The following is a 21718-nucleotide window of genomic DNA, read 5'->3' on the forward strand; positions in this document are numbered from 1 at the left end:
GAAAATCACTAATAATTATTGGATTAATAATTGTAGCAGTAGGAATCTACATAACCCTAGGGGGAAAACTACCACCACTTTTTAGACTACCAGGGGATATAGTCTATAGGGGTAACAACACAACGGTATTTTTACCAATTACAACCATGATTTTGATCTCTATTATTCTAAATTTAATAATTAGATTACTACGTTAGAGGGGGCGACCCCTCTAAAAATTATCTTTACTTCGAATGAAATAAAAGAGAGGTGACACCGGTGCAGCAAAATAATCTAAATGACACTCGAAATAAAATAATAGAAAAAAACGCTTCACTGGTAGGCTCAGTATATTACAAACTTACAGGGAAAGACCTATCCATCAGTGAAGATGAATATAGTATAGGCCTCTCCGCCATAGATGAAGCCATAGATAAATATGATAAAGGTAAAGGGGCAAAATTTTCCACATTTTGCCACACTGTGATAAGGGGTAGGCTTATTGACTATTTCCGTAAAAAGAAAAAAGAGATTCCTTTTAGCTCACTGCAAACAGATGAAAACGGAACAAATGGTATTGTATTAGCCGAAAAAAGACATGCCATACAAGCCCATGTTGACACAACTAGAGGAGAGAACATTCGAGAAGAAATTAAAGAACTAGCAGCTATCCTCAGAGAATATAACATTAATTTTTATGACTTAGGGGAAGTAAGTCCAAAACACAAAGATACCCGTGAAAACCTTATTTCACTAGCCAAGAAAATATTAGAAAATGAAAATATACTCCATAAAATATACTCAAAAAAGGTTTTGCCACTAAAAGAATTAGAACTATTACTGGACGTAAAACGTAAAACACTAGAGCGACATAGAAGGTATATAATAGTGCTGGTCATTATACTTTCACAGGATTATCAGTATTTGAAAGAATATATAGGGGGGAGTAAAATTGAAAGTTAAAGGCGTGCTGATGGCACAAAAAAATGGTACCTTAACCTTTCTTCTTGAAGGTGGAGAATTTTATAATGTACCTCATAGGAAATACCCAAGAATAAAAATAGGCGATGAAATCACTATTAACAAAAACACAAATTACCATAGATTTATAATGCCACTAGCTGCAAGTCTGCTACTGTTTTTCCTTATTTCCTCTGTATTTACAACATCCATATATGGATATATCACCATAGACATAAATCCTTCCTTTGAATTAGCCATTGACAAGAACTATAAGGTTTTGGAGGTTAATGGCCTCAATAAAAGGGGGGAAGAAATATCTAAAGAACTAAGTATTATAGGTAAACATCTGGATGAAGTGTTAGCTGAGATTGTTTCAAACCTAAAAAAAGAAGGGCTATTTATTGAAGAGCCTAATTTAGTACTGACAACTATAGCCACAACTGTTAAAAATAGCGAAGAACTAGATGAAAAAACCAATGAAAGCATCAAAAAAGCTTTAGAATCCAATGAAGTAGACGCTAAGCCCTATATAATACCCGCAAACATAGAGCAAAGAGAAAAAAGCATAGAGAATGGTGTATCCACAGGAAAACAAATGATAGGAGAAATAACCACTCAAAAGGGAGTGGGTGTAGATAAACAAGAATTAAAAGAAAAAGGTATTAACAAAACCCTTAAGGACAAGGGTCTAGATGTGGAAGAAATAGTTAAAGAAGCACGAAATAATCGAAATAATAACAAAAAGAATGAAGAAGAAAAACCATCAAACAATTCTAATCAAAACAATAACAATAATAATAACAATAATAATAACAATAATAATAACAATAATAATAACAATAATAATAACAATAATAATAACAATAATAATAACAATAATAATAATAATAACAATAATAATAATAATAATAATAATAATAATAACAATAATAATAACAATAATAATAACAATAACAACAATAACAACAATAACAATAACAGCAATAACAACAATAACAACAACAATAATAACAACAAAAACAATAACAACGGGAATAAGAATAATAACACTAACCGATCCAATAATGAATAATAGATCACTTCCTCAAAAGAGCACTAAAATAGTGCTCTTTTTAAATTTCCTGGCAACATTTCTAACTCAGTTTAATTACATAATTAACCTATTATCTTCCAGCATTTGCATGTAGAATGAAGTTGAAATATTTCTCATCTTGCAGGATTAAATAAAAAAATGTCGAATTTAAATATAATGAATAACATCTGGGAGGAGTTTATAAATGAAAGGAAACTTAATCACGAAAATTTCTATGGTACTTATCGTATTATTTATCTGCAGCTCTATACTACCAACAAATAACGCAATACAAATCGTCCAAGCAGCGGAACGTGAAATCCGAGTGGGGCTTTACTTTGGAAGCACCGCAAGAGCTAATGTTACACTCTCCACTGATGTTAATACATATTTAAAGTTGACAGATGGGACAGAAACATATACAGTAGGTCAATATGGGGGCAATCTAAATATAGACGTCAATAGAACAGGTTCAAAAAACGTTCTGCCCGTATTCTCTAGCAACAACCTACAGGCTGTCCAACAACAAATATCTGATTTAAAAGGTATTGGTTTTAATCCAATATTAGTATACGATATAATATGGTATGCTGTTGTTGAGCCTAACCAATACTCAGCAATTTCTCAAGTAATTCCAGACCTATCAAACAACACAATGCCCATAACAGGTTTTGTTGAAACCAGTGTCACAGGTATAGGGCCAGTTTTCTATTATAGACAACTAGATGCTAGACATGGGATACAAATACACTCAGAAGGTGAATTCATACGCCTTTACAATAGTAACTCACAAAGATACAGAGGCTTTATGGAAATCAATATGATTTCAAATAATTTTAGGGTTATAAATCAACTCAACTTAGAGCTATATCTAAGGGGTGTTGTACCCTATGAAATGTCTCCTAGCTGGAATGTTGAAGCTTTAAAGGCCCAAGCAGTGGCTGCCCGTACATACGCTATAAGGAATTGGAATAAATTCAGTTCTCAAAATTTTAACGTGTGCAATACAGTAAACAGTCAAGTTTACCATGGATTTAGTGCAAGCTACGAAACAACAAATGTATTAAATGCCATAAATGGAACAAAAGGGGAAATAATAGTAGCAAATGGAATTGCCATAGATGCAGTGTATCACTCCCACAGTGGAGGGCATACAGAAAATAGTGAGAATGTATGGGGAGGAACCTTATCCTACTTAAGGGGCAAGCCAGATCCATTTTCTACTAGGAGTGGATCTGCACTAGATTCATGGAGATATAATACGGTTATAACAGGCGTTGATGCCTTTGGAAGACAAGGCTTTAAAGATAAGCTAGTTTCAGCAAACCACATACCATCGAACTTTGTTATTTCTGATGTAACCCTTACTAAAATGTCATCCAATGGCACACCTACTAGAGTTACATCCATGACAATACACGCCACAGATGGTAGAAAAGTCACGTTAAATAATACACAGATATGGAACTTACTTTATCCAACAAGTACGTCTATACCAACATCAGAAAGATTTTGGAGTAGAATGTTTGATGTGGAGTTAGATGCTGTCTATTCACTAATTGAGACTAATGGAAAGAGCCATTCTGTAAGCAATATTAACTCCCAAAGGGTGCTTAACACCAATGGAACAGTAACTGATCTCCAAGGAAGCTCAAATCTTTATGTTCTAGACTCAGATGGCAAGGTAACCCAGGTAAGTGCAGTTCCTACTAGAGTTAACTTTAAGGGAAGCGGTTGGGGTCATGGTGTTGGTATGAGTCAATGGGGAGCAAAGAGAATGGGTGACGAAGGGTATAAATATGACGAAATATTGAAATATTATTATACAGGGGTTACTATTAGAGCAAACTAAAATATATATACGAAAGAGGATTTAGCGTGGAAGTAAAAGATTATGATTTTTATTTACCGGAAAAATTAATAGCTCAAAAACCATCAGAAAGGCGGGATCACTCCCGCCTATTAGTGCTTTCAAAGGAAAGTGGAAATATAGAACACAAATCTTTTTATGAGTGTCTCGAGTTTCTCAATCCCAATGATCTGATTATTTTTAATGACACTAAAGTTTTACCAGCAAGACTTTTCGGAAATAAAGTTTCAGGTGGTAAAGTTGAAGTGATGTTGTTAAATGAAGTAGCTAAAGGGACTTGGGAATGCCTTGCAAAACCAGGCAAAAAATTAAAAGAAGGGACTCAAATACTTTTTTCCCATGGACTAGAAGGGATTGTGGAGGATGACACCGAATTTGGTGGTAAGACCATAAAATTTAACATGCATGGATTAGATTTTTTAGAAGCTATCGACAAGATAGGAGAGTTACCCCTTCCACCTTATATAAAAGAGAAACCCGAAGATTACGGAAGATATCAAACTGTATATGCTCAAAATGTAGGAGCAGTAGCTGCTCCTACTGCTGGACTTCACTTTACAGAAGAGTTACTAGATAAGATTAATGCTAAAGGTGTAGAGACTTCCTTTATAACTTTACACGTTGGGCTAGGCACTTTTAGACCAGTCCAAGTGGAAAAAATAGAAGAACATAAAATGCATAGTGAGTTTTACTCAATATCTAAAGAAACAGTTGAAGCTATCAAAAAATGTAAAGAAAGAAAAGGGCGAGTAGTAGCAGTTGGTACAACTGTAGTAAGGACACTTGAAACCATAGCTAACTTAAATGATGAGCTAACTCCCACATCTGGTTGGACTGATATATTTATTTATCCTGGGTATAATTTTAAAATAGTAAACGGTTTATTCACTAACTTTCATTTGCCAAAGAGCACTTTGGTTATGTTAGTAAGTGCCTTTGCAGGGAAAGAAAAAGTCATGAATGCATATTCAGAAGCTGTTACTGAAGAATATCGTTTCTTTAGCTTCGGTGATGGTATGTTGATATTGTAGTTTAGGAGGAATTTTTTTAATGGCAGTTACATACGAACTTCTCAAAGAATGCCCTGAGACAGGGGCTAGGGCTGGTATTCTACATACCCCCCATGGTCAAATAGAAACACCAATTTTTATGCCTGTGGGAACATTGGCCACAGTAAAAACCATGGATCCAAGGGATCTAAAAGAAATAGGTTCACAGATTATCCTTAGTAATACCTATCACCTTTATCTAAGACCTGGTCATGAACTTGTAAAAGAAGCAGGGGGATTGCATTCCTTTATGAACTGGGACCGTCCCATCTTGACTGACAGCGGTGGTTTTCAAGTTTTTAGTTTAGGAGATCTTAGAAAAATAACTGAAGAGGGTGTACAATTTAAATCACACATAGATGGTTCAAAACATCTATTCACACCAGAAAGGGTTATGGAGATACAAAATGCATTGGGATCTGACATAATCATGGCCTTTGATGAGTGCACTCCATATCCAGCGACCCATGAATACGCTAAGCAATCCCTAGAACGTACAACTAGATGGCTAAAAAGATGTAAAGAAGCTCATAAAAACACAGAAAAACAAGCACTTTTTGGAATAATCCAAGGTGGGATGTACTTAGATTTGAGAACTCAAAGTGCAGAGGAAATCCTTGCTTTAGACTTACCTGGATATGCAGTTGGAGGACTAAGTGTGGGTGAGCCAAAAGACGAGATGTATAAGGTCTTAGAGCACACTGTACCTATGATGCCGAAAAACAAACCAAGATATCTTATGGGAGTAGGATCTGATGACGCGTTGCTCGAAGGGGTATATAGAGGAATAGATATGTTTGACTGTGTGCTTCCCACAAGGATAGCTAGAAACGGGACAGCAATGACAAGCCATGGAAGGGTTGTAGTGAGAAATGCAAGTTATTCAAAAGACTTTACCTCCCTTGATCATAACTGTGACTGCTATGTTTGTAAAAACTACACTAGAGCATACCTAAGGCACCTGATAAAGTGTAATGAAATATTAGGCTTCAAACTAATTTCATATCACAACCTGTATTACTTGCTTAATCTTATGAGAAATGTCCGTCAATCAATCTTAGATGGTACATTTGCTCAGTTTTATAAAGAAAATATCAATAAAATTAATGAAGGGATGGGGAGAGAAAAATGCAGGAGTTAATTAATACTTTGATTTCATTTTCACCAATGATTTTAGTTTTCGTTGTTTTTTGGTTCTTTCTAATTAGACCACAACAAAAACAACAAAAAGAAAGACAAAACATGCTTAGCCAACTTAAAGTTGGTGATAAAGTTATCACTATCGGTGGTATCTATGGAACTATAACAGAGATAAAAGAGACAAAACTTACAATCAGAATTGCAGAAAAAGTAGAAGTAAAAGCAGAAAGATTCGCTATTGATAAAATCATAGCATAAAAAAACAGCCATAGGCTGTTTTTTTATTGCTATGATTTTGGCATATTTCACAACCTGACTCATAAACATTACTAAATAATTTTGAGGGGTGTTTATATGGCAAAATACAGGAGGTCTAGGAAAAGAAAGCACCAACCTGAGGGCACTTCAGGAGTAAAACCATATCTTGTGGGCTTAGCCTTTAGTATTATAATAACTTTAATACTTTTTCTAATATGGTCATTGGTTCTTGCAGTTTCATCAATATCTGATAGTACAGTGGAGTACTTCGTGCTAGGGGCATTAATTATTAGTACTTTCGGTGGAGGCTTTATTTGCGCAATGGGTACACGTAAAAAAGGATGGATCTCAGGTGGAATAGTAGGTGTTTTATATGCACTGCTGTTATTGATATTTGGTAGCGGGATGGCAGATACCAGCCTATCATTAATGTCATTATTTAATATCGGTTTAGCTTTCATCGTTGGTGGGATCGGCGGTACAGTTGCATTAAATTCATAAGAAAAAAATGGTTTAGATTCATAAAATTACATCAATATTAGAACTAAAACTAGATAATAATAATAGTGCAAGAAAATATAGTCTTGCGGAGGTGGATATATTGGCTAGCAGAAGAAGAAGACAGTATGCTTTGCCTGAAGCCGCCCAGGTGATGGAACGTTTCAAGTATGAAACTGCCGAAGAACTTGGGTTAGCCGATAAGGTCCGTCAGGTGGGGTGGGAAAACATGACTACTAGAGAATGTGGAATGGTGGGTGGTATGATGGTAAAAAAAATGATTGAAGCCACCGGGAAGTACACTCTAGATGACTAGTTTAGATTAACCCCAAAAAAGCAGTGGTTCACAAGAACCACTGCTTTTAATTTGCTTATCTATTAAGTGATTCGTTGATAATACTATGGAATAATGGTATAATTTACACATATGATTGATTTTTATGAGAATGCCTTGCATTTACATGGTTAACATAGGAGTCGAGAGGGAGTGATTACTTGAATCTATTCATAGAGAAATTTAAGGAGGTTCTATATTCTGTAATACCAGTCTCAATTATTGTTTTAGTATTGAATTTTACATTTGTGCCGCTTCCCTTTGCAGTCTTAATAAGATTTATAATAGGAGCTGTATTTATTATATTAGGTTTAACCATATTTCTACTGGGTGTTGACTTAGGTATAACGCCATTGGGAAGTATGGCTGGATCGAATTTAACAAAATCAAACAGGCTATGGGTAGTAGTGGCTTCTGGTATCGTTTTAGGCTTCTTTATATCAATAGCTGAACCAGGGCTACTTGTGCTCGCAAATCAGATAGACTTTATAACTGACGGACAAATTTCTAATATAAGCATTTTAATAGTTGTATCTTTGGGACTTGCAATTATGGTGGCATTTGGTCTTATTAGAACAGTATTCAATATTCCTTTATATAAAATACTATCTATTTTGTACTTTCTGATACTTATACTATCTTTTTTTGCCACTCCTGAATTTTTAGCTATAGCTTTTGATGCTTCTGGTGCCACAACTGGGGTACTAGCAGTTCCCTTTATTTTAGCCCTTGCAATCGGTATTTCCTCAATGAAAAAGGATAGTAAGTCGTCTGAAAAAGATAGCTTTGGTTTGGTTTCCATAGCTTCTGTAGGTGCAATTTTATCTGTTTTAATCCTTAATTTTTTTTCTGGCGCAACTGAGTTTTCTGCTAATCTAGAACTTGAAGTCAGCGAAACATCTTCTGTTTTTAGACCTTTTTTTAATGAAATAATCCCAGTTATGTTAGAAAGTTTTTTGGCAATTTTACCACTCTTGATTATACTTACAGTACTTCAGAAAATAGCATTTAAATTAACAAAGAGAGCCTACCTAAGAATTTTAAAAGGTTTTATTTATGCATTCTTTGGTTTGTTGCTTTTTTTAGTAGGTGTAAATGCAGGTTTTATGGAAGTGGGGAGCATCATTGGGTATACAATTGCTTCATTTGATAATTCTTTTTATCTTATTATAATAGGATTTGTATTAGGAATTGTAACTATCCTTGCAGAACCAGCTGTCCATGTTTTGACACATCAGATTGAAGATGTTACCAGTGGATATGTTAAGAGAGTAGCTGTACTGACTGCATTGGCAATAGGAGTGGGATTAGCTATAGCGTTGTCTATGCTAAGAATAATTATTCCAAGTATACAGCTATGGCATTATCTTTTGCCAGGTTACATTCTAGCAATATCCCTGACGTATATTGTCCCTAAACTATTTGTTGGTATAGCATTTGATGCCGGTGGTGTTGCAACAGGGCCTATGACAGCTACATTTATTTTAGCCTTTACACATGGGGCAGCTGATGCAGTTGAAGGTGCAGATCTCCTAATAGATGGTTTTGGTATGATTGCAATGGTTGCTTTAACACCGATAATAACACTACAAATACTTGGTTATATATTTAATATTAAGTCTAAAAAAGGAGGGTTACCGGAAAATGAGTGAAATAACAGGGGTTGAGTTGCTTTGGGTCATTGTAAGGTTTGGCCTAGGTAGCAAAATATTGAAATGTGCAAAAGAGAGCGGAATAAAAGGTGGAACAGTATTTTTGGGAAAGGGAACTATCCAAAATTCTATTTTACAGTTTTTAGAGTTATCAGAAGTTAGGAGAGAAATTGTTTTAATGGCTGCAGATAGCTCCACCATTGAGTTAGCTGTAAATAAACTTGATGATAAGTTTAAATTTTACAAACCAAATCACGGTATAGCCTTTACTACGTCACTTAGAAGTATTTTAGGAACTAAAAATGTGTCTTTAAATGAAAACTTAGAAAGAGGTGTTAACATACCTATGTATAACGTGATACTAACAATAGTGGACCGAGGTAAAGGACAAGAAGTTGTAGAGGCTGCAAATAAGGCTGGTTCTCGAGGTGCTACAATTATCAATGGGCGAGGATCAGGTATCCATGAGACGAATAAACTGTTTGCAATGGAGATAGAACCTGAAAAAGAATTAGTGCTTATTATAAGTCAGAGTGAGTCCACAGAGGCTATTACAGAATCAATTAAAAATGAGCTTAAAATTGATGAACCAGGAAATGGAGTAATATTTATTCAAGATGTAGAAAAAACTTATGGGCTATATTAAAAGCACTAAATCTCCTTAGTAATCAAGGAGATTTAGTGCTTTTGAGTTCTATATCAGTATATATTTTTCTAATGTCTTATGCTAATTTAGTTGTCCAATCTTCACAATTCCACACTTCTGTAACCACATCTCTATAAAACTCAGGCTCATGGCATATAATTAGGATACTGCCCTTATACTCTTTAAGAGCTCTCTTCAGTTCATCCTTTGCGTCAACATCCAAGTGATTAGTAGGCTCATCAAGGATAAGCAAGTTAGTTTCTTTGTTTATAAGTTTACATAGTCTCACCTTAGCTTGCTCTCCACCACTTAGCACAACAACCTTACTTTCAATATGCTTGGTGGTAAGGCCACATTTAGCTAAAGCAGCTCTAACCTCAAACTGAGTAAACCCAGGGAAATCAGCCCAAAACTCTTCAATACAAGTATTATAATTTGCATCTTTGATCTCTTGCTCAAAATAACCCATACGCAGATTATCACCTAAAGTAACAGAACCAGATAGAGCTTTAATTTCCCCAAGGATACTACGTAATAAAGTAGTCTTACCTAGCCCATTAGCACCAACAAGGGCTATTTTTTGTCCCCTCTCCATATAAAGATTCAACGGGCGGGACAGAGGCTCCGTATAACCAATTACTAAATCCTTAGCTTCAAAGATCATCTTTCCAGAAGCCCTAGAATACTTGAAATTAAACTCCGGCTTTGGTTTTTCTTTAGCCAACTCAATAACGTCCATTTTATCAAGCTTTTTCTGACGGGACATGGCCATATTTCTCGTTGAAACCCTAGCTTTATTTCTTGCTACAAAGTCTTTTAAGTCTTCAATTTCCTGTTGCTGTCTCTTATATGCAGACTCAAGTTGTTGCTTTTTAGTCTCATGGGCCTGAATAAAATTATCATAATCACCAACATATCTATTTACTTGTTGATTCTCCACATGATAGATAAGGTTAATGACGCTATTTAAAAATGGTATATCATGAGAAATAAGAATAAAGGCATTTTCATAAGCTTGTAAATATCTCTTCAGCCACTCAATATGCTGTTCATCAAGGTAGTTTGTGGGCTCGTCCAAAAGCAGAATATCAGGCTTTTCCAAAAGCAGCTTTGCCAAAAGAACTTTAGTTCTTTGGCCACCACTAAGATCATTAACATCCTTTTCAAGACCAACTCCATCAAGGCCTAGCCCCTTTGCTATCTCTTCAACCTTTGCATCAATAAGATAAAAATCGTTATTAGTCAAAGTGTCTTGAATAACACCAAACTCATCCATGAGTTTCTCAAGTTCCTCAGGAGAAGCTTCAGCCATTTTCTCGCAGATCTCATTCCCCTCAGTTTCTAAATCAAAGAGATACTGAAAAGCTGTTCTTAATGCGTCGCGGATACTAGTACCTTTTTCCAAAATAGAGTGCTGGTCCAAATAACCTACACGGACACGCTTAGACCACTCAATCTGTCCCTCATCGGGCTCTAACTTACCTGTAATTAAATTCATAAACGTTGACTTTCCTTCTCCATTAGCACCGATAAAGCCTATATGTTCACCCTTTAACAAACGAAAAGAAACATCATTAAAAATAGCCCTATCTCCAAAACCATGGGTCAAGTTCTTCACTGTTAAAATACTCATAGCAATCTCCTTTGCAAATTAATATCAACCTATATTATAAGTGTAGTAAGCAAAAGTGTAAATACAACAAACTTGAAAGTTAGTCTAAAATCATCAAACAATTTAGTAGGTTTATAATGTCCAACAAAAAATGCGTCGAACTAGACGCATTTCAGTCTAAAATATGTCACTTAGAATAAATCTTTTGTACCACATAGCTAATATATATATAGTCCAGATCTTTCTTGCATTATTTGCACTACCATTTTTATGATCATTGTACAGTTTCTCCACATACTCCAAGTTGATGTACTTACCAATATTGCTCTCCCTTATTGAGTTTATACATTCCTTACCAAAATCACCTCTAATCCAATGGGCTAGGGGGACAGGAAAGCCTAATTTTGGTCTGTTTATAATATGGTCAGGTACAAAATCCTTAATGGCCTCTCGAAGTATGACTTTTGTTGTTTGAGGAGTGATATTGTATTCTGATGGGATTTTCCTTGCAACGTCAAAAACCTTGATATCTAAGAAAGGAACCCGTAACTCAATGGAATTTGCCATTGTCATCTTATCAGCCTTCACCAAAATGTTTCCAGGCATCCAAAAGTTAATATCTATAAGTTGCATGCGCTTAACACAATCTAGATGCTCACTCTCCTTATAAAAAGGATCTGTTAGATCAAAAGGAGATGAATAGTTTTCTGGAATAGATACCAAAACATCCTTTACTTCATCAACAAATATTTTAGCATTACCTACAAACCGACGATTTAAATCTGTGCAAGCCCGCTGTAAATAATTCTTACCATAGAACTTAGGTAGAGGTTTTAGAACAGAAAGGCCTGCTTTTCTAACAGCACTGGGAAGGGAACCCACGCCTCTTAATGATTGTGGTTCTGCATAAATACGATACCCCCCAAATAACTCATCTGCACCCTCACCTGATAAAACAACTTTCACATGTTGGGAAGCTAATTTAGATAAAAGGTATAGTGCCACAGCTGAAGGATCTGCTACAGGTTCATCAATATACCAAATGTAGTCCCTCAAAGCTTTAAAATAGTCCTGCTGACTTATAACCCACTTATGATGATTAGTTTTAAGGAGCCTAGCGGTTTCAGTTGAATAATCACACTCATTTTGCTTACCCTCAAAACCAACTGAAAAAGTATTAATATCCTTAATTTTGGTCATTAGTGAAGTTATCACCGTGGAGTCTATACCACTAGATAAATATGCACCCACAGGTACGTCACTTTGCATGTGTACATTAACTGAATCCCTTAGTACATCCTTGATCTCCTCTATATACTCATCCTTAGGTTTTTGAACAGAAGAAAACTCTGCTTGCCAGTATCTCTCAACTTTAACACCATTTTTATCAACCTCTAAGGTATGCCCAGGAAGTAGCCTGAAAATATCTTTGACCATGGTTTTACTTAGAGGAACGTATTGGTAAGTAAGATAGTATGCCAAACTCTCGTTATCAATGTCCTTATTTTTTAGAGTCAAAATTACACTTTTCAATTCTGAGGAACAGGCAAACATGTCGTCATTTACAGTATAATATAAAGGCTTTATACCAAAGTGGTCCCTTCCAAGAATAATTTTATCTTTAATAATATCGTAGATTATAAAAGCAAACATTCCACGTAAATATTTAACCAAATCCTTCCCATACTCTTCATAGAGGTGGATGATAGTCTCTGCATCACCATTGGTGGAAAAACGATGCCCCTTGCTAATAAGCATTTCCCTAAGTTCCTTATAGTTATATATCTCACCATTACACAATAACTTCAAGCTACCATCTTCATTTGAAATAGGCTGATTGGCCCCAGAGATATCAATAATGGAAAGGCGGCGAAAGCCTAATGATACCCTCTTGTCATTGAAAAACCCGTTATTATCTGGGCCACGATGCAGCATGTTTCCTGCCATCCTTTTAATCAAAGAATTATCCTTATTGATACCTAAATCAAAGTTGTATATACCATTGATTCCACACATTTTATTCCCTCCTTTGTTATATAAGGAATGTGCTTTCAATAACTATACTATGAAAAATACCCAGTGTAGTTGACAAAAAAATAGTAAACAATGCAATAACCAAAATCAATAGATTTATAACTACCCTTTTAGTTGTAACTCCAAAATAAAAGAACTGACAGCTTAAAAGCTATCAGTTCTAAATGCCTTAATGTAATATATATTTAAAATACTATGATACCTAAAATACCAAAAGATATCAGCAGTAAAACTGGATGGAACTTAGTATAATGTAATAAAAAAAAGGCTCCAATGCATATAACAATATTATAAATATTAAAACTGACCAAAACAGAGGGAAGATCTAAATCTACAGTTGCTAAACCAGTGCCCACTGCCATCCTAAAAGTAGCAAAACCAATTAAAGCTATAACCCCTGACACGATACCCCTTAGGGCTCCTTTAACATGGGGAAGATGCTTAGTTTTATTAATAAGGTAAGCAAGGATTACCATGGCCATAAAAGAAGGTAATACAACACCAAAAGTTGCAACAGCTGACCCTAAAACATTTGCCTTTGTATATCCAATGTAAGTAGCAGAGTTTATAGCTATGGGACCTGGTGTCATCTCAGCAACAGCTATTATATCTAAAAACTCCGTGGAGGTTAGCCACCCCTGGACCTCAATGATTTCCCTTTCAATAAGGGGAATCATTGCATAGCCACCACCAAAGCTGATTATACCTATCTTAAAGAAAGAAAGGAATATTTGAAGTAGCAACATTTAATTACCCTCCTTTGCTTTAAGTTGTTTTGCCTTAATTTCCTTGGTTATAAAGAAGGCACCGTACAAAGCTGAACTCAATATAATAATGGCTGGATGAACACTGAAAAATACTAATAGTATTGCGGAAAGTACAAATAGTATGTAGCCATGTAACCCATCTACTTTTTTAAATAATTTAATAGTAACAGAGATTAATAAACCAACCACAGCTGGCCTTACACCGCTAAAAAAAGCTTGCCCAGCATGGGAGTCGATAAAAGGTCTAAATAAAGTTACTATGGAAAGGATAATTAAGAATGATGGCATAACAACACCTAGAGTTGCTGCAATACTACCCAATATACCCTTGATTCTAAAACCTAGATAAATTGCAGTGTTTACTGCCACGGCTCCAGGTCCTGATTGACTAACACCAAGAACTTCTAAAAATTCATCGTCACTTATCCATTTACGACGATCTACTACTTCCCTCTGTATAATTGGGAGCATGGCATAACCTCCACCGAAGGTAAATGCACCGACTTTGAAAAAAGATAAAAATATTTCTAATAACATATACAATCTTAACCTCCTTTACTATACCAATTATAACTTATTTTCTTCGAGAATAGAAGGATTTTTTTGTTAGAGTACAGAACAATGGAACTATGTTTAAAATTTTAAACAATCATGTATCTCCCGTGGAAGTAATTTGTATAAATAAAGTATAAGGACTGTAAAGTAAAAGAATAATATTCCATCTACTGGTTTGTTGTGTTATAATTATAATGTTAAAAAGGAGGGCTGAATAATGAAAAAACATATCATAACTATAAATCAAGTAGTTGAAAGAACTGACATGGGCTGTGGTGAATGTCAAACATCTTGCCAATCAGCTTGCAAAACAAGTTGTACAGTAGGTAATCAAGTATGTGAAAAAGTAGCCAACTAGGCTGCTTTCTTCTTTATAAACATAGCCTTAAATTTAAACTTTTTTTACCACTACTTTTCACTAAAATGCCTATAAGAAGCGTACGAGATTTAAAACCTTAGTTTTACTTGAGAGAGGTATTTAGATTTTAGCTTTTACCTTTGCTTTAAAAAGCGTATAAATTTTTAGTGTAGGTAGTGATTAAGAATAAAGCATTTAAAAATCCGTATTTAATCAGTGTAAATCCGTGGCTAGGTTTTTAATAGACGCAAGTAAAAGAAAATGGAGTGGGAAAATGGAACTTAGAAATTATTATAAATTTACTAAAAATGATATTAACATAGTTGTGGATATCCCATCAGGTGCAATCCATGTGGTGGATGATGTTACCTATAAGATTTTAGAAAACCTCGAAGAAAATGTTGCAATAGAAGACCTAGCAAAGAAGCTACCTCAGTACCAAGAGAGTGAAATACAAGGTGCACTCTCTGAAATAGAAGAACTGGTGGAGAAAAACTTACTCTTCACTGAAGACGTTGGACATAGCCTTAAAAAGCCAAGTGAAGACATAGTAAAAGCGCTGTGCTTACATGTTGCCCATGACTGCAACATGAGATGCAAGTACTGCTTCGCATCCAGTGGTCATTTTGGTGGTCAACGTAAGCTGATGGATATAGAAACAGCTAAAAAGGCAGTGGATTTTATCCTTGAAAGGTCAGGACCTAGGAGAAATTGTGAAATTGACTTCTTCGGTGGAGAACCCCTGATGAACTTTGAGCTTATAAAAGAAACCATAGCCTATGCTAGGGAAAAAGAAAAGCCACTGAATAAAAACATAAGATTCACCCTTACAACCAATGGTCTTGACTTGACAGAAGAAGTTCAACAATTCGTTAATGAACAAGGTATGAGTACTGTCTTGAGTTTAGATGGTAGAAAAGAAGTAAATGATAACATGCGTAAAACTGTGGACGGTCAAGGTACCCACGATGAAATAGTGCAAAACTATAAAAAGTTTGTAAAAGGTAGAGGGAACCAAAACTACTATATAAGGGGAACGTTTACGGGAGAAAACATTGACTTTTCTCAAGATGTAAAACATATAGTGGATATGGGCTTCACAGAAGTATCTGTAGAACCAGTTGTTACATCTGATGAGAGAAGTTATGCGCTAAAAGATGAACATCTAGAAAAGCTCAGGGAAGAATACTGGAGTCTTGCAGATATATATCTGGACTACCATAAAAAAGGGAAACCATTTAATTTCTTTCATTTTAACATAAACCTAGGTGACGGACCCTGTGCAGCAAAGAGAGTAAGTGGGTGTGGAGCTGGTGTAGAATACTTATCAATAGACCCAGACGGTAATATTTACCCATGTCACCAATTTGTGGGTAACGAAGAATTCAAAATGGGTGATCTAGAAACTGGTTTAAAGGGCCAACATGTTAAAGATGAATTTTACAACAGTTCACTTTTGGAGAAGGATGACTGCCTAAAATGCTGGGCGAGGTACTACTGTGGCGGTGGTTGCCATGCAAATGCTCATTCACATAACAATGATCTAAAAAAACCATATGAGCTTGGGTGTGAACTACAAAAGATTCGTACAGAATGCAGTATATATATAGAAGCTGCTAAAGCAATTTCGAAACACTCTTGAAATATTTCTAAATGATTAGTATAATAAAAAAATGAGTATATAAAAATATAAACTGGTGGGGGGAAATTTTGATGGCTAAAGACACGACAAATCAAAAAAAGAATATCACTAAGCCCAAGACCAACAAAAGAAAAAAGTATACTGTAGGTGACTACGTTGCATACGGGGTTTTTGCCCTTATTTTACTAGTTGTCCTAGGTGCTACGGGTTATTTTTATGGTATACACAGACCAAGAACAAATGAAGATATTACACAAAAGGCAGAAGAATTCAGTGAACTATTTTTCAACATTGACTACGAATCTTTTTCTTTTGAACCGTTGCTGGGGTACCTAAGCCCAGGTCTTGTGAGAAGTCATCAAGCTTACGAACAACAATTTATTAACGATTACAGAGCAAAACAATACACCATGGTTATCCATGAAATAGAATCTTCTGTAACTGAATCCGGATGGGAAACTGCTAAAGTACAAGTTAACATCTTAGCAGAAGAAGACTCTATATTACTAGAAACACCAAAAAAAGCTTGGAGTATCATGCACTATGAGTTCGAGAGAATCGACGGAGAATGGGTTATTGCTAGATATGAACCAGGTGTAGCAAAAGAAGTAAACGAGTTAAATGAATTAAAAGGACAGTAAAAAAGCAGCTATTATAGCTGCTTTTTTTAAATATCTATAAGACATCTTTTCAATAAATATGAAATTGTGGTAGTGATAATTCCCTATCATAATTTTTTTTAGGAGTTTTTATGGTTTTTGGCCATATCTAAATAAATACCCACAGATTTATATATTTTTTCTTTCTCAGTATCAGTTGTTTGCCTAACGGCTTTACCTGGTAACCCTACTATAAGGGAACCTTGGTCAAAGGTTTTACTTGGAGGCACTAAAGAACCTGCACCCACTATAGACCCTGTTTTTATCACTGCACCATCTAAAACAGTAGACCCCATACCAACTAAGGTGAAGTCTTCTATGGTACAACCATGGAGCACAGCATTGTGTCCTACGGTTACGCCCTCTCCAATTACAAGGGGAGTGTTTGTATCCACATGAAGTACACTACCATCTTGAATATTAGTGTTTTTCCCTATTGTGATCTTATCCATGTCTCCACGTATTACAACATTTGGCCATATGTTAACACCTTCTTCGATAGTAACATCACCTATAATGACAGCAGATTCATGGATAAAAGTATTTTCATGTATCTTAGGACTAACTCCCATATAACTTTGAATCATAACAAAACCTCCTTTTTGTTATATTTTACCTTTATAGATTTTTTAAAGCAAATAAATTTAATTTTTAAATATTAAAAAAATATTGATAAGTAAAATAAAACCAAGTATAATATAGAATATTAATTAAATCCTTTAGCTTAACAGAATACTCTCTTAGATTCACTCATATCTAAGAGAGTAACTGTATTATAGCTGTAAATTAGTATAACAAGAAGGAGGATGACTATGTTCAATTATTTTGGCTCTCTTTTTATTTACATTGTTGCTGCAGTTGCAATCCTAGTGACAAACTTAATACTACACAGCAAAGACAATAGAAATATATACTATAAAGCCTTTTTTATATCACTGTTAATAGCAATTGTATTTTCCTCATTTACACCTTTAATTTACCATTCTATTGAAGATACTTTTGAAAGTAGTTTCTTCATGTTTTTTATTATCTTTATACTACCACTAGCACCACTAGCACTTTATATTATAACTCAAAAATTTTTATACAAATTACTAGTATACATAAAAACTAACAACATCCTAAAGTGACCACAAGGTCACTTTTTATTTTCTTTAAATACTGCTATGTTTGGACTTAAAGATCATAAAGATCATAAAGATAAAGTAGATCTGTGGCTAAGTGCTTTAGGATTTTACCACTACCTAACACTAAAAAGCCCACACTATAAAAAGCAAACATTAAAATATTGAGCCACAAGACTATAGCCCTTTAGAAAATTCCCTTTATATTTTTAATCCATGAAAATCAGTGAAAATCCGTGGCTAAGATTTTGCCTTTTCCCCTTGGACTTAGAGATCATATAGATCCTGTAGATCTGTGGCTACGATTTTGACCTTCTCCTTTGAACTTAAAAATCCTGTAGATCCGTGGCTACGCTTTTAAATTTTTTTCTCCCACATCATATCCATAAAGAAAAAGGGATTTAAAACAAAGGTATCGAAAAGTATATAAATAGCAAAATATATAAATAGAAAATATTTAATAGAGGGGGATAATCGTGCTAGTTAACATATCCATAGCAAAGGTAAACAAACACGGGAAAAATATAGGAGGGGACACTGCAGAAATAGTTGAACGCCCACTAGGTGGAGTAACAGGAATCATAGTGGACGGACAAGGAAGTGGCAAACCTGCAAAAATAATAAGCAACTCCATAGTGGGTAAAATATCTACACTAATAGGAGATGGTGCACGAGACGGTGCAGTGGCCAGGGCAGTGCAAGACTACCTCTTTACAATCAAAGACGGTAGAGTATCTGCCACCCTTACAATGGTATCTGTTGCTCTAGACACAAATAGCATTGTTATAACAAGAAATGGCCACACTCCAGTGATAGTCCTTGATGAACATGATGAAATAATATATGAAGAACAAGTAAATCCCTTAGGGTTTTATAAATTCTCTAAACCTCAAATTAATGAAATACCCCTAAAAGCAGGCCTTACAATCATGGCCTATAGCGACGGTTTGGTTTCAGCGGGGAAAAAATATAACAACAACATAACACATAATCAAATAATAGAGATACTAAAACAACAAATAACCACGCAAAGTAAAGCAGATAAAATTTTGGAGCTAGCCTTAGAATTGGACAAAGATAGGCCAAATGATGATACCACCATACTTATATTGGAAACAGTGGAAGGTGACAACAAAAACATAAGAAAAGTTACCGCTAGCTATCCCATTTAACCAAAGGGGGAATAACAATTGAACAAAGAAATTAAAATAGCAGTAGTAGGAAACTGTGCCGCTGGGAAAACTACTTTAGTAAAAGGTCTTAAACAAGAAGGTTACATTAATGCTTATAACGTTCCCCAAGAACACTCTGTAGTTTTAAAGTTTTGGCAAAGGTATAATCCCAAGCTTCTCATATACTTAACATGCAGCTTAGAAGAAGCTAAAAAAAGGAGGCCAAGGATTGCTTGGGGTCAAGAAAGGCTGGAAGACCAAAAAAAGAAACTTCAAAATGCCTATGAAAATAAAGACTTACTTATCGACACAAATAACTTATCAATTGATGATGTTTTGAAAATAGCTATAGAGTATATACAAGAAAGGGCTGAATAACTTGATAAAACTAGAAGATGTAAAAGAACACCCAGTAGCTAAGACATTCATAAAAAAAGGTGATGACCACTTAGGTGAAATGGGGTTTACGGAACATAGCTATAGACATAAAAATCTTGTATCAAAGATCGCTTCAAATGTATTAGAAAGATTGGGGTACTCTGAAAGAGAAGTTGAGCTTGCAGCTATAGCTGGATATCTTCATGACATCGGTAACGTAATCTCACGATATAACCATGGGCAGACAGGGGCCATGTTGGCATATGACATCTTAAAAGATTTAGGAATGGATCCGGGCGAGATCGCCACTGTAATATCTGCCATAGGTAATCATGAGGAGCAATACGGTGAAAGTGTTAACAACGTGTCAGCTGCTCTTATTCTTGCAGATAAATCAGATGTTCACAGATCAAGGGTTAGAAACCCAGATGTATCTACATTTGATATCCATGACAGGGTAAACTATGGTGCAGTCCACTCATTTCTAAAAGTAGATACAGAGGAAAGAAAGATTACATTGGAGCTGGAAATAGACCAAAGCATAACAACAGTCATGGAATACTTTGAGATATTCCTAAGCAGAATGGTAATGTGTAGAAGAGCGGCAGAGTTTTTAGATGCATCCTTCGGTTTAGTTATAAACGATGCCAAACTTCTATAATTGACAGTAAATGTATAGCGAGTTATAATTATTTTTATACATTCGGTGAAGGGAGAGAACAAAATGATACGATATAAAAGTGTAATAGCACTTGTAGTTTTACTAGCTCTTGTGGCTGCAGCAGGTTACTTTGCTATTCCAATTATTAGACAAGAAGTAAAATTAGGATTGGACTTACAAGGCGGAGTGTATGTTTTACTAGAGGCAAAAGCAACAGATAGGTCCGAAGTTAATGACGAAGCAATCCGTGGTACCATTGAAGTTTTACGTAATAGAATTGATGAACTAGGTGTCCTTGAACCCGTAATTCAACGGGAAGGGGAAAATAGAATTAGAATAGAAGTTGCAGATGCAGAGCAAGATCCAGAGTCTGTACTAGCTCTTATTGGACAAACTGCTCTTTTAGAATTCTTAGATCCAAGTGGGGAAACAGCACTAACGGGTGCAAACCTAACAAATGCTCGTGCTGTTTATGACTCTCAGGATAACAGGCCTGCTGTGTCATTAGAGTTAGATAGTGAGGGTGCTGCTATCTTTGCAGAGCTAACCCGCAGTGTTGCTGGAACTGGTATACCAATTCCTATTGTGCTAGACGGCCAAGTTATCTCCTCGCCAACAGTAAGACAGGGAGTAGTAATTACAGATGGTAAAGCAATCATACAAAATGTAGGATCAATAGAAGACGCTGCAAGAATTGCAGGCTTACTTCGTTCCGGTGCACTTCCATTAGAACTAGAAAGACTTGAAATTAGAGCAGTTGGTCCAGAGCTAGGTAGCCAATCCTTACTAAGAAGTCTTTATGCAGGTGGACTTGGTTTATTATTTGTTATAGCATTTATGATAGTATTTTATAAGGTGCCAGGGATTGTTGCATCTATATCCCTAACCATATATTTATTGTTAGTAATGGCAACCCTTGTAGGGCTAAACGCTGTACTAACATTACCTGGAATCGCTGGTTTGATTTTAACCATAGGTATGGCTGTAGATGCCAACGTTATTATATTTGAGAGAATAAAAGAAGAAATAAGAAACGGAAAAACTTTAAGGAGTGGAGTTGAATCAGGCTTTAAGAGAGCTATAACAACTATACTTGACTCCAATGTAACCACACTAATAGTAGGGTTTGTACTATTTGCTTTTGGAACTGGCCCAGTTAGAGGTTTTGCATTAACCTTGGTAATCGGAGTTTTAATAAGTATGATCACAGCAGTATTTGTAACAAGACTTATTGTAAAATTAGTAGTTAATACAAATATCATCAAAAGTACTAAATTTTTTGGTGTGTAAGGGTG

24 protein-coding genes are annotated in these 21718 nt (G+C 35.3%); 19 read left to right on the plus strand and 5 right to left on the minus strand.

The genetic code is table 11. The features are described from left to right. Window positions 1–11: 11 nt before the first annotated feature. The 11 genes from HYG86_RS18460 to HYG86_RS13640 all read left to right on the plus strand — a co-directional run bounded on the left by HYG86_RS18460 (window position 12) and on the right by HYG86_RS13640 (window position 9461). Complete coding sequence (locus HYG86_RS18460; RefSeq protein WP_425489245.1) at window positions 12–197, plus strand: DUF2905 domain-containing protein; 186 nt, start codon at window positions 12–14, stop codon at window positions 195–197. 61 nt (window positions 198–258) lie between these two features. Beyond that, entirely contained in the window at window positions 259–942 is a 684-nt protein-coding gene (gene sigI / locus HYG86_RS13595) for an RNA polymerase sigma-I factor (protein ID WP_213166131.1), read from the plus strand. Further along, on the plus strand, window positions 932–2014 hold the full coding sequence (locus HYG86_RS13600) for an anti-sigma-I factor RsgI family protein (RefSeq protein WP_213166132.1): 1083 nt from the start codon (window positions 932–934) through the stop codon (window positions 2012–2014). Before sigI ends, HYG86_RS13600 begins: the two co-directional genes overlap by 11 nt. A gap of 205 nt (window positions 2015–2219) precedes the next feature. Continuing rightward, window positions 2220–3866, plus strand: a complete 1647-nt coding sequence (locus HYG86_RS13605; protein WP_213166133.1) for a SpoIID/LytB domain-containing protein — start codon at window positions 2220–2222, stop codon at window positions 3864–3866. A gap of 26 nt (window positions 3867–3892) precedes the next feature. Beyond that, on the plus strand, window positions 3893–4915 hold the full coding sequence (gene queA, locus HYG86_RS13610; protein WP_213166134.1) for a tRNA preQ1(34) S-adenosylmethionine ribosyltransferase-isomerase QueA: 1023 nt from the start codon (window positions 3893–3895) through the stop codon (window positions 4913–4915). A gap of 19 nt (window positions 4916–4934) precedes the next feature. Then, window positions 4935–6074 (plus strand): tRNA guanosine(34) transglycosylase Tgt, encoded by a 1140-nt coding sequence (tgt, locus tag HYG86_RS13615; RefSeq protein ID WP_213166135.1) that lies wholly within the window; start codon window positions 4935–4937, stop codon window positions 6072–6074. Continuing rightward, on the plus strand, window positions 6062–6331 hold the full coding sequence (yajC, locus tag HYG86_RS13620) for a preprotein translocase subunit YajC (RefSeq protein WP_213166136.1): 270 nt from the start codon (window positions 6062–6064) through the stop codon (window positions 6329–6331). The genes tgt and yajC overlap by 13 nt, the downstream gene beginning before the upstream one ends. Window positions 6332–6427: 96 nt before the next feature. After that, window positions 6428–6832 carry a TIGR04086 family membrane protein gene (locus tag HYG86_RS13625; protein WP_213166137.1) on the plus strand — a complete coding sequence of 135 codons (405 nt, stop codon included), beginning with the start codon at window positions 6428–6430 and terminating at the stop codon, window positions 6830–6832. Between the two features lie 100 nt (window positions 6833–6932). Beyond that, window positions 6933–7145, plus strand: a complete 213-nt coding sequence (locus HYG86_RS13630; RefSeq protein WP_246451786.1) for an alpha/beta-type small acid-soluble spore protein — start codon at window positions 6933–6935, stop codon at window positions 7143–7145. 179 nt (window positions 7146–7324) lie between these two features. Then, complete coding sequence (locus HYG86_RS13635) at window positions 7325–8815, plus strand: DUF1538 domain-containing protein (protein WP_213166138.1); 1491 nt, start codon at window positions 7325–7327, stop codon at window positions 8813–8815. Next, on the plus strand, window positions 8808–9461 hold the full coding sequence (locus HYG86_RS13640) for a P-II family nitrogen regulator (protein WP_213166139.1): 654 nt from the start codon (window positions 8808–8810) through the stop codon (window positions 9459–9461). Before HYG86_RS13635 ends, HYG86_RS13640 begins: the two co-directional genes overlap by 8 nt. Window positions 9462–9537: 76 nt before the next feature. On the opposite strand, the gene HYG86_RS13645 is transcribed toward HYG86_RS13640, so the two are convergent. The 4 genes from HYG86_RS13645 to HYG86_RS13660 all read right to left on the minus strand — a co-directional run bounded on the left by HYG86_RS13645 (window position 9538) and on the right by HYG86_RS13660 (window position 14411). Next, window positions 9538–11094 (minus strand): ABC-F family ATP-binding cassette domain-containing protein, encoded by a 1557-nt coding sequence (locus HYG86_RS13645; RefSeq protein WP_213166140.1) that lies wholly within the window; start codon window positions 11092–11094, stop codon window positions 9538–9540. Window positions 11095–11250: 156 nt separating this feature from the next. Next, window positions 11251–13089, minus strand: a complete 1839-nt coding sequence (gene asnB, locus HYG86_RS13650; protein WP_213166141.1) for an asparagine synthase (glutamine-hydrolyzing) — start codon at window positions 13087–13089, stop codon at window positions 11251–11253. 203 nt (window positions 13090–13292) lie between these two features. Beyond that, a complete protein-coding gene (locus tag HYG86_RS13655; RefSeq protein ID WP_213166142.1) occupies window positions 13293–13853 on the minus strand; it encodes a chromate transporter in 561 nt (186 codons plus the stop codon). Beyond that, window positions 13854–14411, minus strand: a complete 558-nt coding sequence (locus HYG86_RS13660; RefSeq protein ID WP_213166143.1) for a chromate transporter — start codon at window positions 14409–14411, stop codon at window positions 13854–13856. 235 nt (window positions 14412–14646) lie between these two features. Between HYG86_RS13660 and scfA the strand changes: the two genes are divergently transcribed. The 3 genes from scfA (at window position 14647) to HYG86_RS13675 (ending at window position 17070) form a co-directional block, all read left to right on the plus strand. Next, a complete protein-coding gene (gene scfA / locus HYG86_RS13665) occupies window positions 14647–14787 on the plus strand; it encodes a six-cysteine ranthipeptide SCIFF (protein WP_213166144.1) in 141 nt (46 codons plus the stop codon). Window positions 14788–15061: 274 nt separating this feature from the next. Further along, window positions 15062–16429, plus strand: coding sequence for a thioether cross-link-forming SCIFF peptide maturase (gene scfB / locus HYG86_RS13670; RefSeq protein WP_213166145.1), 1368 nt, complete (start codon window positions 15062–15064; stop codon window positions 16427–16429). A gap of 71 nt (window positions 16430–16500) precedes the next feature. Continuing rightward, window positions 16501–17070 (plus strand): hypothetical protein, encoded by a 570-nt coding sequence (locus HYG86_RS13675; RefSeq protein ID WP_213166146.1) that lies wholly within the window; start codon window positions 16501–16503, stop codon window positions 17068–17070. 98 nt (window positions 17071–17168) lie between these two features. Here HYG86_RS13675 and HYG86_RS13680 read toward each other — a convergent pair whose 3' ends face one another. Then, window positions 17169–17675, minus strand: a complete 507-nt coding sequence (locus HYG86_RS13680; RefSeq protein WP_213166147.1) for a gamma carbonic anhydrase family protein — start codon at window positions 17673–17675, stop codon at window positions 17169–17171. Window positions 17676–17900: 225 nt separating this feature from the next. Here HYG86_RS13680 and HYG86_RS13685 point away from each other — a divergent pair, with 225 nt between their 5' ends. The 5 genes from HYG86_RS13685 (at window position 17901) to secD (ending at window position 21713) form a co-directional block, all read left to right on the plus strand. Then, window positions 17901–18218: a hypothetical protein gene (locus tag HYG86_RS13685; protein WP_213166148.1), complete on the plus strand. Its 318-nt coding sequence runs from the start codon at window positions 17901–17903 to the stop codon at window positions 18216–18218. 470 nt (window positions 18219–18688) lie between these two features. Further along, entirely contained in the window at window positions 18689–19384 is a 696-nt protein-coding gene (locus tag HYG86_RS13690) for a PP2C family protein-serine/threonine phosphatase (protein WP_213166149.1), read from the plus strand. 18 nt (window positions 19385–19402) lie between these two features. Then, complete coding sequence (locus tag HYG86_RS13695; RefSeq protein ID WP_213166150.1) at window positions 19403–19762, plus strand: nucleoside/nucleotide kinase family protein; 360 nt, start codon at window positions 19403–19405, stop codon at window positions 19760–19762. A 1-nt stretch (window position 19763) separates the two neighbouring features. Then, window positions 19764–20423, plus strand: a complete 660-nt coding sequence (locus HYG86_RS13700) for an HD domain-containing protein (protein WP_246451787.1) — start codon at window positions 19764–19766, stop codon at window positions 20421–20423. A gap of 63 nt (window positions 20424–20486) precedes the next feature. Beyond that, complete coding sequence (gene secD / locus HYG86_RS13705) at window positions 20487–21713, plus strand: protein translocase subunit SecD (RefSeq protein WP_213166151.1); 1227 nt, start codon at window positions 20487–20489, stop codon at window positions 21711–21713. Window positions 21714–21718: the final 5 nt, after the last annotated feature.

Origin of the sequence: Alkalicella caledoniensis (genome assembly GCF_014467015.1) — a bacterium.
In the GTDB taxonomy this organism is placed as follows: domain Bacteria; phylum Bacillota; class Proteinivoracia; order Proteinivoracales; family Proteinivoracaceae; genus Alkalicella; species Alkalicella caledoniensis.